At 72.8% G+C, this 13,487-nt stretch carries 3 protein-coding genes; all 3 read right to left on the bottom strand.

Features of this window, described 5'->3' with window-relative positions; all coding sequences use genetic code 11:
• Nucleotides 1-2: 2 nt before the first annotated feature.
• Genes CRP55_RS48550 through CRP55_RS48540 form a run of 3 tightly spaced genes read right to left on the bottom strand, consistent with a single transcriptional unit; the run spans nucleotide 3 to nucleotide 13,487 of the window.
• Nucleotides 3-1,835 carry an ABC transporter ATP-binding protein gene (locus CRP55_RS48550; RefSeq protein WP_097328899.1) on the bottom strand — a complete coding sequence of 611 codons (1,833 nt, stop codon included), beginning with the start codon at nucleotides 1,833-1,835 and terminating at the stop codon, nucleotides 3-5.
• Nucleotides 1,828-3,468: an ABC transporter ATP-binding protein gene (locus CRP55_RS48545; protein WP_097328898.1), complete on the bottom strand. Its 1,641-nt coding sequence runs from the start codon at nucleotides 3,466-3,468 to the stop codon at nucleotides 1,828-1,830. Before CRP55_RS48545 ends, CRP55_RS48550 begins: the two co-directional genes overlap by 8 nt.
• A complete protein-coding gene (locus CRP55_RS48540) occupies nucleotides 3,465-13,487 on the bottom strand; it encodes a non-ribosomal peptide synthetase (RefSeq protein WP_097328897.1) in 10,023 nt (3,340 codons plus the stop codon). The genes CRP55_RS48545 and CRP55_RS48540 overlap by 4 nt, the downstream gene beginning before the upstream one ends.

Genomic DNA, 13,487 nt, shown 5'->3' with positions numbered 1-13,487 from the left:
GGTCAGTCCTCCAGGGATGTGATCCGCCCGGCGTGCAGGCGCACGACGCGGGGAAGGCGGTCGATGGTGGACGGCCGGTGGGCGATGACCAGCACGGTCCGGTTGCGGCGCAGGCGGGCCAGGGCCTCCTCGATGCGGTGCGCGGTGCCCGGGTCGAGGTCGGCCGTGGCCTCGTCGAGGATGAGCACCTCGGGCTCGGTCATGGCGGCCCGCAGCAGCCCGACGAGCTGCCGTTCGCCGGCCGAGAAGCGCTCGCCGCGCCGCCCCAGCTCGGCGTCGAAGCCACCGGGCAGCCCGGCCACCCATCCGCCGAGCCCGAGCCGCTCGGCCGCCCGCGCGAAGTCCTCCGGCCCCGGCCGCCCCGGCGTGAGGGCGAGGTTGTCGGCGAAGCTCCCGGCAATCATGTGAACCTGCTGCGGAATGAGCACGAGCCGCCGCCGCACCTCACCCGCGCCGAGCCCGCTGAGGTCGGCGTCGCCCAGCCGCACCGCTCCCGCATCGGGCAGATAGAGCCCACAGAGCAGCTTGGCCAGCGTGGTCTTCCCGGACCCGGTCTCCCCCACGATCCCGGCGTGCTCACCGGCCTTGAAGTGAACGCTGACCCCGTGCAACACAGGCTCCCCGGGCCGATAGCCATAGGTGACCGCCTCAGCCCTCAACCCACCACCCGCGACGCGCACCCCCGCACTCGCGCCGCTACCGTCGACAGCCCCCGACTCCGCCGCCCGATCCGAAGCCGCGCTCTTTTCCACCGCGCGCCCACTGCCCACGCCCTCGACCGCCCCGCCCACGCCCTCGACCGCGCCGGCACTGCCCGATTTTTCGGCATTTAGAGGCGTCAAGGGTGATGCGGTGACTTCCAACAGGTCGAGCAAGCGGGCCAAGCCCACGCGCGACTCGAGCATTTCGCCGGCGACCAAAGTGAAGTCGTCGATGGAGCTGAACAGGTCGCGGCTGGCCAGGACGAAGGTGACGACGACGCCGATGGTCACCACTCCCTCGGTGGCCAGGTAGCCGCCGGCGATCAACAGGGCGGCGCTGGTCAGGCCCTGCACGATCCAGGTCGCGTCGATCCAGGTGGCGCCTCGCTGTGCGGTCCGGGCGGTCTTCAAGTAGGCGTCGGCGTCCCCTCGAAGGCGGCCGAGCCACGTGCCGGTGGCGCCGTCGATCTGGAGCTGCTCACGGGCCAGCAGGCTCTCCGAGAAGGTCGCGGCCAGCGTCGCCTGAGCCGCCGCCTCGGCCGGGTACGCGCCGGCCGCCGCCCGCCGGAACCGCTTAGAGATGAACCACATCGGCGGCCCGAACACCAGCACCAGGAGCCCGAACAGCTGCCACGACGAGGAGAGCAGCACGATCACGCTGAACACCAGGTAGCCGCCGAGCGAGATGAGGTCCGGCAACTGACTCCGTACGAACGTGGCCAGCTCTGCGATCTCGACGGTGGCCCGCTGGAGGAGGTCCCCGCCGCGGTGCGCCTCGAGGAAGCGCAGCGACGTGGTGCCGAGCCGCTCGACCACCAGGTCGCGCAGGCTGTGCACCACCTTCTCGCCGACCCGGGTGAGCAGCAGCTCCGACCAGCGCAGCAGCACCGTCCGGGCGATGACCAGGCCCAGCACGATCCCGGCGGTGACCAGCAGCCCCGTACGGTCGCCGTCGAGAAGCTCGTCCACCGCCCGGCCGATCATCAACGGCACCAGCGTGAGCGACAGCGTGGAGAGCAGGTTGACCGCGATGGCCCCGGCCATCGCCCGGCGGTGCTCCCGCAGATGCGGCCAGACGCGGCGCAGCACGTGCCGCTGGTCCGGCTCCTCGGTCAGCAGGCGGACGTCAGCCATGGGACACCAGCTCTCCCTCGTGGACGCCGAGGTCGACGACGCGGTCGGCGCGGTCCCGGACCGCCGTACGAGAAGTGGCGAACACGATCGTCACGTCCAAGCCTTGGAGGCCGTCGAGGATGCGCTGCTCGGTGCGGGCGTCCACGGCCGAGGTGACGTCGTCGAGCAGCAGCACCCGGGCCCTGCGCAACAGACCCCGGGCCAGGGCGAGGCGCTGGAGCTGGCCGCCGGAGACGGTGCTGCCGCGCTCGCCCACCACGGTGGCGAAGCCTTCGGGCAGCGACTCGATGTGCTCGAGGATCCCGGCGATCCGGCAGGCGTCGCGCAGTTGCTCGTCGGTGAGCTCGGCGCGGCCCAGGCGCAGGTTCTCCGCGATCGTTCCGGAGAGCAGCAGCGGGCGCTGGCCGACGATCGTGATGGTGTCGCGCACGTCGGCGATCGCCACGTCGCGCAGATCCGTGCCGCCGTAACGAATGGCGCCCGTCGCCGGGTCGGCGAGCCGGGCCAGCAGACGCAGCAGCGTCGACTTGCCCGTGCCGACCGGCCCGACGACGGCGACCATTTCGCCCGGGTCGACGCGGAAATCCGGGAGCCGCAGCGGTTCGCGGCCTTCGAGGCGCACCGTGACACCGGATGCGGTCAACGACCCGGCGGCCAACTCTCTCAACGACTTTTCGGGCATTTCCGAATTAGCACTCAGGACCGTCTCGATCCGCCCGGCGGCCGTCCACGCGTCACCGAGCTGCCCGAACCGGAACGTCAGCATCATCACCTGCCGGCCCAGCAACGTCATCCAGCTCGCGAAGGAAACGAGCCCACCGACCGAGAACCGCCCGTCCAGCACGGCCAGACCGCCGAACGCCACACCGATCGCCGTGGCCAGCCACGGCACGAACGGCGCGTTGGCCGCCCAGCCGGCCGCGATCCGGGCCAAGGCCAGGGTGCGATCGCGGACCGTGGCGCTCACCTCGTGGTGGCGCTCGATGAGCACCTGTTCACCGCCGAGACCCCGTACCGCCGTACTCGCCGAAAGAAGGTCCTCCACCGCGTCCGCGCGAGCCCCGTGCGCCGCCGAGAGCGCGGCGTTGGCGCCCTCGTAGCGGCGCGGGTACCAGAGGTTGACCGCGATCAGCAGCGGCACCGTGCTCAGGCCGACGATGGCCAGCATCGGGTCCAGCGTCGCGACCACGACCAGCACGGTGAGGAAGCCGAGAACCCCGCTGGCGAGCGACGGCACGGTCGAGATCCAGATGGTGATCTGCTCGACGTCGCGGGTGCCGCGGGTGACGAGGTCGCCGGCCGAGAACCGGTGTGCCGTGGCCGAATCCCAGCCGAGCACCCGCTCGCTGAGGCGCAGCAGCAGCCGGTTGCCGGTGCGGACGCCGGCCAGCGTGGCCCACCACCGCATCGCGAACTCGGCCCCGGTCAGCGCGACCGAGACGATGAGCGTGGCCGCGGCCCAGTAGAGCAGCGGGCCGCGGTCGCCCGGCGTGATGCCCTCGTCGAGGGCGCGGCCGAGACACCAGGGCAGCAGGATCAGCCCGGCCTGATAGCCGAGACCGCCGATCCAGGAGGCGGTGAGCCCCTTGGCCGAGTCGCGGACGGCCCAGCGCAGCAGAACGGACGGGCTCATCGGGTCACCTCGGCCAGGGCCGCCACGGTCTTCAGCGCGACCAGATCGGACAGACGGACTTCCACTCCCCGCGCGCGGGCCAGGCTGGTCAGCCGCATGGCCGCGATGCTGTCGCCGCCCGCGTCGAAAAAGCTGTCCTCGGCGCCGACCGGCACGCCGAGCACCTCGGTGAAGAGCGCCGCGAGCCTCTCCTCCGCCTCGCCGTGCGGCGCGCGCGTCTCGGAGACGTACGAGACGGCGGGCAGCGCGGCGCGGTCAAGCTTGCCGTTGACGGTCAGCGGCAACGCTTCCAGCTCGACGACGGCCGCCGGGACGAGATGGCCCGGCAGCCTTTCGGCGGCCCAGGATCTCAGGTCAAGAGCTTTCCCGACGACGTACGCGATCAGGCGCCCCGCATCCGCGACGACAACCGCCTGCCCGACCGACGGATGCTGCGACAGGACGGTGGCCACCTCGCCCAGTTCGATGCGGTAGCCCCGAATCTTCACCTGGTCGTCGGAGCGGCCCAGATAGTCGATGCGGCCGTCCGCAGTCCACCGGACCACGTCGCCGGTGCGGTACATCCTCCGGCCCGGCGCCGGGTCGAACGGATCCGCGACGAATCGCGTCGCCGTCAGCCCCGGCTGGTGCAGGTAGCCGAGGGCGAGCTGCGCCCCGCCGATGTAGAGCTCCCCCGCCACGCCCGGCGGCACCGGCCGCAGCCGGCCGTCGAGCACGTAGAGCGTGGTGTTGGCGACCGGCCGCCCGATCAGCGCCCGCGGCACCTCCTTGACCCGCTGGACGATCGTGTCGACCGTGCACTCGGTCGGCCCGTAGAAGTTGTACGACTCGGTGTCGTGCAGCGCGGCCATCCCGGCCCACAGCGGGTCGGGCACCGCCTCACCGCCGACGCCGAGCACGGCCAGTCCGGCCGCGTCGAAGCCGGCCGCGAGGAGCTGGTCGAGGTGCGACGGCGCCACCTCGATCATGTCGATCGTGTTGTCCCGCAACAGTTTCGCGAGCAGCTCGGGGTCGCGGCGAGGCCCGTCGGTGACCAGGTGCAGCTCGTTGCCGCCGAGCAGCGCGAGCAGCGGCTGCCAGGAGGCGTCGAACGCGAACGACCAGTTGTGCGCCACCCGCAGCGGCCGCCCCAGCTTTTCCGCCGCCGGCCCGAGGATCCGCGCGGTGTGGCTGGCCAGAAGGGTCGCCACGGTGCGGTGCGGCACCAGCACGCCCTTGGGCCGGCCGGTCGACCCGGAGGTGTAGATGACGTACGCCGGATGGTCCGGGCTGATCGGTTGTGGCGTTCCGGTCCCCCGCTCGTACGGCTCGTCGAGCACCAACGTGGCCGTGCCGGCCGGAAGCAGTTCGGCCGTGGACCGCACGGCGAGCGTGACGACCGGCCGTGCGTCGTCGAGCATCGCGGCGATCCGGGCCGGCGGATATTCCGGGTCGATCGGCAGGTAGGCCGCGCCGGAGGCCATCGCCCCGAAGATGGCCGGAACGATGTGCTCGCCGCGCGGCAGCAGCAGCGCCACGATCTCGCCGGGTCCGGCCCCGCGGTCGACCAGAACCGAGGCGAGACCGTCCATCTCGGCCACCAGGTCGGCGTAGCTCCACCGCCGGTCCTCGACGACCAGGGCCGGGCCGGTCCACCGGCGGACCAGGTCCGGCAGCGTTTCCGGCGTCACCGGAAGGGAGTCGCCGCTCCACTCGGCCAGCAGGCGGTGGCGTTCCCCGGCGGTGAGCGCGTCGGCCCGGTCCACCGGTGTCCGCGGATTCGCCGCCACCTCCGCCGCGAGCGCCATGAACCGGTCGAGCAGCAGCCGCGCGAAGTCCTCGCCGAACACGTCGGCCTGGAACTCCAGGGCCAGATGCAATCCGTCGTCCTCGGCCGCGACCAGCGTCAGCGGGTAGTGGGTGGCATCCCGCCCGGTGACACCGGCCAGCTTGAGGCCGGCGTCACGCTGGCTCTCGTCGAGCCGGTCCTCGTCCACCGGGTAGCTCTCGAACACCAGCAGCGTGTCGAACAGCTCCCCCACCCCGGCGAGCTGCTGAATCGGCGCCAGGCCGAGGTGCTGGTGTGCGAGCAGTCCGGCCTGCTCCTGCTGCAACCGCCGGAGGAAGGCGTCCCAGCTCTCACCGGCCGGCAGCTTCGCCCGCACCGGCACGGTGTTGATGAAGAGCCCGACCGTCTCCTCGGCCCCGCTCAGCTCCGGCGGCCGCCCCGAGACGGTCGCCCCGAACACGACGTCGTCGCGCCCGGTGAGCCGCCCGAGCAGCACGGCCCACAACGCCTGCACGAACGTGTTGGGCGTAACCCCTTGCCCACGCGCGAAATCGACGACACTCGGCGGCAGCTGAGCGGTCACCTCACCCGGCAGCCGCGCTTGGCGCCCGGTGCCGCCCGGCGCGACCAGGGTCGGCTCGGCGACCCCGGCGAGCGCCTCGCTCCAGGCCCGCCGCGCGGCATCACGGTCGGCCGCGGCCAGCCAGGCCAGGAAGTCCCGGTAGGACCGCGATTTCCCAGGAGCTTTCCCGGCGTACGCCGAAAGAAGCTCCCGGACCATGAGAGGCCCCGACCAGCCGTCCACGATGACGTGGTGCTGCGTCATGACGAGCCGATGCCGGTCCGCCCCCATTTTCACGAGCAGGAACCGAATCAACGGCCCCTCAGCCAGGTCGAAGGCCCGGCTCCGCTCGGCGTCGGCCAAAAGATCGGCCTCCCCACGGCTGGCCGCGGCGGTCTCCTGCCAGCGCAGCTCGACCCGGGCCGGAACGACCTGAACGGGCAGCCCATCGGCCGTCGTCGTGAAAGCGGCCCGCAGGTTGGGGTTCCGGTCGAGCAGCGCCCCGGCGGCCTTCTTCAGGCGGCCCGCGTCCAGTGCCCCGTCGAGCTCGAGCTGCTGCTGCACGAGATAGACGTCTCCGGCCCCGTCCAGCGCGTGCAGGTAGAAGAGCCCTTCCTGCAACGGCGTCAGTGGCAGTACGTCAACCAGATCCGGGTAACGCTCACCCAGCTCGTCCAGCGCCGCCTGGTCCACCTTCGCCAGTACGTCGGACGGCGTAAGCCCACCGTCACCGGGCGCCGCGTCCAGCTCGGCCAGCGCCGTGGTCCACGCTCCGAGCAGTTCGCGCACGCCGGCTTCCGTCACCGCGCCCCGCGGATAGGCAACGGACAGCACGATCTCGTCCCCGACCACAGTCGCCTCAACACTGAGCACATGCCGAGCCGGCACCTCATCGCCGGCGTCCCCGCGTATCCCTTCGACGGGCTCCCAGGCCCGCCCCGCGCCCTCATGACCGAGAGCACCACCTTCAGCGCGTCCTGGAATGACTCCCTCCGCGCGGGCGAAGCCCTTCTCTTCCGCACGGCGGAGACCCTCACCCTCCGCGCGGCCGAGGTAGTTGAACAGGATCGGCGGGCGCGGGTCGGTACGGCGGAGCAGGCCGTAGCCGATGCCGCCGTCCGGGGCTGCGCGCAACTGTTCCTTCACTCGCTTCAGGGCGGTCGGCCACATCCCCGAGGCGCTGAGGCGTACCGGATGGGCTGTGGTGAACCAGCCGACCGTGCGGGAGAGGTCGGCGCCCGGGAGGATCTGCTCCTCGCGGCCGTGGCCCTCCAGCTCGACCAGCAGGTCTCGGCCGGTGGCCACGGCCAGAGCGGTCAGCAGCACGTCCTGCGCGTTGGCGCGATAGGCGGCCGGGATCGTCGTGATGAGGCCACCGACGGGGACTCGGGCGGTCACCTGGTCGAGCGTGCCGAGCGTGTCGGTCGCCGGGTCGAGCTGGACGTCGGCGAGATAGGCGGGCGGGCCGGCGAGAACCGCATCCCAGTGGCCGGTCTCCTCCGGGCGGGTGGCGGCCTCCAGAGCCAGAGCCCACGAGCGGAACGACGTGCCCACCGTGGGCAGAGGTCCGTCGGCTGCCAGGTCGGCCAGGAGGATCGGCCAGGAGACGGCGTCGACCGCGAGGTGATGGATCGTCAGGCGCAGGCGGTCGCCGTCCAGGAGCTCGGCGCTGAGCATGCGGCCCTCCGCCGGGGCGACGCCGGGCGAGAGCAGGTCGGCGGCGTTGACGGTGCCGGGTGGCGGGACGTGCAGGGCGGTTCCGGTCCAGCGGGCGCGGAGCATGTCGTGGTGGTCGATCAGCCTCTGGAGGCGTTCGATCAATGCCGCGCGGGTCAGGCCCGCGGGCGTGCTGATCACCATCGACTGGGTCAGGTGCGGGTCGGCCGGGTTGTCGAGGGTTCGCATGAACGGGGTCGGCGGAACGTCACCCAAGGCGTCGGTCGCCTCCGAACGCGATGCTTCCAGCGGAACCGCGGCGGCGGCCAGGCCCTCCACGGTCGGGCGGGCGAAGACGACCCGGGTCGACAGACGCCAGCCGGCCGCGCGGGCCCGGGCGGTCAGCTGAAGGGCGAGGATGCTGTCGCCGCCGAGGGTGAAGAAGCTGTCCCGGATGCCGACCCGGTCAAGCCTGAGCACAGCGGCGACGAGGCCGGCGAAAAGCTCCTCGGCCGGAGTGCGCGGCTCGCCGTCGCCCGCTTGGGCGGCGAAGTCCGGCGCGGGAAGGCGGCGACGGTCCAGCTTTCCGTTGGGGCTGAGCGGAAGTTCCTTCAGGTGCACGAACGCGGCGGGAACCAGGTGCTCGGGAAGCGTTTCGGCGAGGGCGCCGGCAAGGTCGGTGGGGGCGTCGCTGGCGACGACGTAGGCGACCAAGCGGCGGGCCGGGCCGTCGTCGCGGGCGACCACGGCGGCGGCGGAGATGCCGGGGAGGGCGGTCAGGGCGGCCTCGATCTCGCCCGGCTCCACGCGCAGGCCGCGGATCTTCACCTGGTCGTCGGTGCGACCGGCGTATTCGAGGGCGCCGGACTCGGTGAAGCGGGCCAGGTCGCCGGTGCGGTACAGGCGGTCGCCGGCGGCGCCGAACGGGCTGGCCACGAAGCGCTGGGCGGTCAACGCGGGCCGGCCCAGGTAGCCACGGGCCAGCTGGACACCGCCGAGGTACAGCTCGCCGGTCACGCCCGCCGGGACCGGGCGCAGCCACGGGTCGAGCACGTGGACTTCGGTGTTCCACACCGGGCGGCCGATCGGCACGGGGCCGTCGGCCGTGGTGTCGACCTCGTGGAAGGTGACGTCGACGGCGGCCTCCGTGGGGCCGTACAGGTTGTGCAACGAGACGCCGGGCAGCACCTCGCCGAAGCGGCGGGCCAGGTCGCCGGGCAGGGCCTCGCCGCTGCAGATGACGCGCCGCAGCGGAGGCACCGAAGGGGCGGCGGCCAGGAAGGCGCGCAGCATCGACGGGACGAAGTGCACGGTCGACACCTCGTCGCGGGAGATCACGTCGGCCAGGTAGGCCGGGTCGCGGTGGCCGTCGGGGCGGGCGACGACCAGGGTGGCTCCGGCGATGAGCGGCCAGAAGAACTCCCACACGGACACGTCGAAGCCGGCCGGGGTCTTCTGCAGGACCCGCTCACCCGGCTGCAGGCGGTACTGGTCCTGCATCCAGAGGAGCCGGTTGACGATCGACCGGTGCGAGACCGTGGCGCCCTTGGGCTTGCCGGTCGAGCCGGAGGTGTAGATGACGTACGCGGCCGCGTCGCCCGGCAGGTCGGGCGCCTCGGGCACGGGCGTGCCCGTGTGCTCAGCGGACGTCAGCACGATGGTCGCGCCGGAGTCGGCGAGCAGGAAGTCGTTGCGCTCCCGGGGATGCGACGGGTCGAGCGGAAGGTAGGCCGCCCCCGCCCGGTGGACCGCGTGGAGAGCCACGACGAGGTCGAGCGACCGCGGGATCGCGACCGCGACGACCGTCTCCGGGCCGGCGCCCCGCGAGCGAAGCCAGCCGGCCAGGGCGGCCACGCGCTGGTCGAGGTCCGCGTAGGTGAGGGTCGCGCCCTCGAAAACGACCGCGACCTGGCCAGGGTTGGCTCGGACAGCGGAGGCGAACAGTTGGGGCAGCGTGGTTTCGGGGAAAGCCACCGGATCCGCGAAGGAGTGCTCCGCAACGGCGCGCCCGACCGGCCGGAACGGGTCGGCGGTCAGGTCGGCGAGCAGAGCCCCGTACCGGTCGAGGATCTCCGAAGCCCGCGCGGCGGTGAAGACGTCCGCGCGGTAGGCCAGGCCCAGCCGCAGCCGCTCCCCCGGCGCGACGGCCAGGGTGAGCGGATAGTGCGGGGCGTCGTCGCCGGTCACGTCCGTCATCCGCAGCCCGGCCGAGCCGGTCGAGTCGTGCAGGGCCCCGGTGTCGAGCGGGTAGCTCTCGAAGATGGTGAGCGTGTCGAACAGCTCGCCCAGCCCGGCGAGGCGCTGCACGTCGGTCAGCGGCAGGTGCTGGTGCCCCAGCAGCTTCGACTGCCCGGCCTGGAGGCGGTCGAGCAGGGCGGCCCAGCTCTCCGCGGGGTCGAGCGCCGCCCGTACCGGAAGGGTGTTGATGAAGAAGCCGATCATCTCGTCGACGCCGGGCACCTGGGGCGGACGGCCCGACACGGTGGTGCCGAAGACGACGTCGGTACGGCCGGTGAGCTGCACCAGCAACACCGCCCAGGCCGCCTGCACGACGGTGTTGAGGGTGACCTGCCGGTCGCGGGCGAGCGCGGTGAGCCGGTCGGTCACCTCGCGCGGCAGTTCGCTCTCGAGCTTGCCGGGCCGGCTGTCGAGCACGGCGCCCGCGCCCGGCGCGACCAGCGTGGGCTGGTCGAGGCCGTCCAGGGACTCACGCCAGGCGGTCTCGGCGGCGGCCCGGTCGGCGCCGAGGAGCCACCGCAGGTAGTCACGGTAGGGGCGCGGCGCGGGCAGGGACCGCCCGGCGTACAGGTCGAAGAGCTCCCGTACCGCGAGCGGCGTGGACCAGCCGTCGAGGAGCACGTGGTGGTTGGTGAGCACGAGCCGGTGCCGCTGCTCGGAGAGCCGCACGAGCGTCAGGCGCAGCAGGGGCGCGCTCGCGAGGTCGAACGGGCGCGCGCGATCGCCGGCGGCGAACCGTTCGAACTCCTCCTCGGTGAGGTCGAGGAACTGCCACGGCAATGACACCTGGCCGGCGACCACCTGCCGCAGCGTGCCGTCGGGACCGTCCACGAAGGAAACTCGCAGGGACGGGTGCCGGTCGAGCAGCGCCTGCCCGGCGGACCGCATGCGGCCGGGATCGACCGGGCCGTCAAGGTCGAGGACCTGTTGCACGACGTACGGATCGACCTCGCCGGCCAGCGCGGCCAGGAAGACCAAGCCCTCCTGCAACGGCGACAGCGGCCACACGTCCTCCGGCTCCAGGGCGTCGATCTCCTCCTGGGTGACGCCGGCCAGGAGCAGGTCGGACGGGGTACGGCCGCCCTTCGCCTTCGCCAGGTCGGCCAGCGCCGCGAACCACGAATCGGCCAGCGCCCGCACGCTCTCCTCGGTGAGCACGCCGTCCGGGTAGGTCAATGTCACCGTCAGCCGGTCGTCGAGCACCGACGCGTTGATGTCCAGGGCCCGCCCGAGGGGCATCTCCGGGTCGGCGTCGCCGCCCAGTCCGCCGAGCGGGCTCCAGTCCGCGCCGTCCGGCCCGCCGCCGGTGAACCGGCCGAGGTAGTTGAAGAGGATCTGCGGTTCCGCGAGTCCGTCCAGCTGCGGGCGGAGCAGGCCGTACCCGGCGCCGTTGCCGGGCACGGCCCGCAGCTGTTCCTTGATGCGCTTGAGCGCGACACCCGGATCGGTGCCGCCCGGGCTCAGGCGCACCGGGTATTCGGTGGTGAACCAGCCGACCGTGCGCGACAGGTCGGCCTCGGTGGTGTCGCGCCCGTGCCCTTCCAGCTCGACCAGCACGTCCCGGCCGCCGAGGGCCACGGCCAGCCCGGCCAGCAGCACCTCGGTGACGCCGGTGTGGAACGTGGCCGGGATCGTGTCGATGAGGGCGGCGTCCACGTCGAGAGAGACGGTTCGGGCGTTGGTGACGGTGTCGCGGACCGGCCGGGCGCCGAGCAGCGGCTCGTCGATGGCGACCACGTCGCGCCAGTACGGCAGCTCGGCCGGGTCGGGACGCAGGGACCGCGCCCATTCCCGGAACGAGGTGCCGGCCGGCGGCAGCGCGATCGGCCGCCCGGCGAGCACGTCATCCCAGGCGGCGGCGATGTCGGCCAGCAGGATCCGCCACGAGACGCCGTCGACGACGGTGTGGTGGATGACGAACTCGACCTGCCCCGGGGTCCACGTCACGCGCAGCGGAACGCCTTGCTCGGGCCGCAGGCGGTCGGCGCCGATGACGGTGGCGGCGGCCAGCGACCCGGGCGGCGGCACGGACAGGCCGGTGGCCGGGTTCCAGCGCGCGCGGAGCAGGTCGTGCCGGTCGAGCAGCGCCTGCACGACGGCCTCGAGCCGCGCCGCGGTCAGATCGGCGGGCGCCCGCAGCGCCATGGACTGGCTGTAGCGCGTGGCCGGGCCGTTGTCCCGCAGCCAGGCGAGCATGGGGGTCAGCGGCACGTCACCCAGCGCCGCACTGGAGTCGGCGACCGGGGCCGCGGTGGCCGGCGCCGCGACGGCGGCGAGGGCCGCCACGGTTCGCAGCTCGAAGATCTGCCGCGGTGTGATGTGCAGGCCCGCCGTCCGGGCCCGGGCGACGACTTGGAGCGACACGATGCTGTCGCCGCCGAGCGTGAAGAAGCTGTCCTCGACGCCGACCGCCGGCAGCCCGAGCACCTCGGCGAAAAGGCCGCAGAGAGTCTCCTCGGCCGCGGTGCGCGGGGCCGCACCGCCGCTGAGCGCCCCGAAGTCGGGCGCCGGCAGCGCCCGCTTGTCCACCTTGCCGGCCACCGTGACCGGCATCCGCTCCAGGGCCACGAAGGCCGCGGGCACGAGGTGGTCCGGCATCCGCGAAGCGGCCCACTCACGCAGACCGCCGGAATCTCCCACGACGTACGCCACCAGACGGCCCTCAACCGCGAGCACGACCGCCTGCGACACGTCAGGGTGCTCGCTCAGCAGCGCGGCCACCTCACCTGGCTCGACCCGGAAGCCCCGGATCTTCACCTGGTCGTCGGCCCGGCCCACGAACTCGAGCTGGTCGTCGGCCGTCCACCGGACGACGTCGCCGGTGCGGTACATCCGCTCCCCCGGCACCCACGGATCGGCCACGAACCGTGTCGCCGTCAGGCCCGCGCGGTCCTTGTAACCACGGCCGAGCTGACCGCCCGACAGGTACAGCTCACCGGTCCGGGCCGGCCGCAGCCAACCGTCGAGGACATACGCCCGGGTGTTGCCGATCGGGCGCCCGACCAGTGGCGTCTCGCTGTCCGCGACGTGCGCCATCAACGTGTCCACTGTGCATTCGGTCGGCCCGTAGAGGTTGACGCCCTTCGTGCCGGGCGCCTCTCGCAGGGCGTCCCACAGGACCGGGCCCGCCGCCTCGCCGCCGAGCAGCACCAGCGCCGGTGTGTGGTCGCCGGTCAGCAGCCCGGCGTTGACGAGCTCCTGCCCGAGCGAGGGCGCCACGTCGAGCGAGTCGATGCGGTGCCGCCGGACGTAGCCGACGAACAGGTCGGCGTCGCGGCGGGTCTCGTCGTCGAGCAGGTGCAGCTCGTGCCCGGCGACGAGCCAGAGCAGCCCCTCCCACGAGGTGTCGAAGACCAGCGCCGCCGACAGCGCCACCGCGATCCGCCCGTCGACCGCGAACACACGCTCCCGGTGGTGGTGGAACAGGTTGGCCAGGCTGGCGTGCTCGACCACGACGCCCTTGGGCCGCCCGGTCGATCCCGAGGTGTAGATGAGGTAGGCACCCGAGCACGGATCGATGACCGGCAGCGCGGCGTCGGAGGCCTCGCCCAGCATTGAAGGCGTCACCACGACCGCCGGCGCCGCGTCCTCCAGCAGATAGTCGATGCGCTCGCGCGGGTAGTCCACGTCGATCGGCAGGTAGACGCCGCCCGACTTCAGCGCGGCCAGCCACGCCACCACAGCGTCCTCGGTGCGGGGCAACAGCACCGCCACGACCTTCTCCGGGCCGGCGCCGCGAGACACCAGCACGCGAGCCAGTCGTTCCACTCGCGCTTGCAATTCGGCGTACGTCAA

The organism is Paractinoplanes atraurantiacus, assembly GCF_900215205.1.
GTDB lineage: Bacteria > Actinomycetota > Actinomycetes > Mycobacteriales > Micromonosporaceae > Actinoplanes > Actinoplanes atraurantiacus.
Note: the sequence above shows the minus strand (reverse complement) of the source record. Positions and strands in the feature narration are given on the sequence as shown.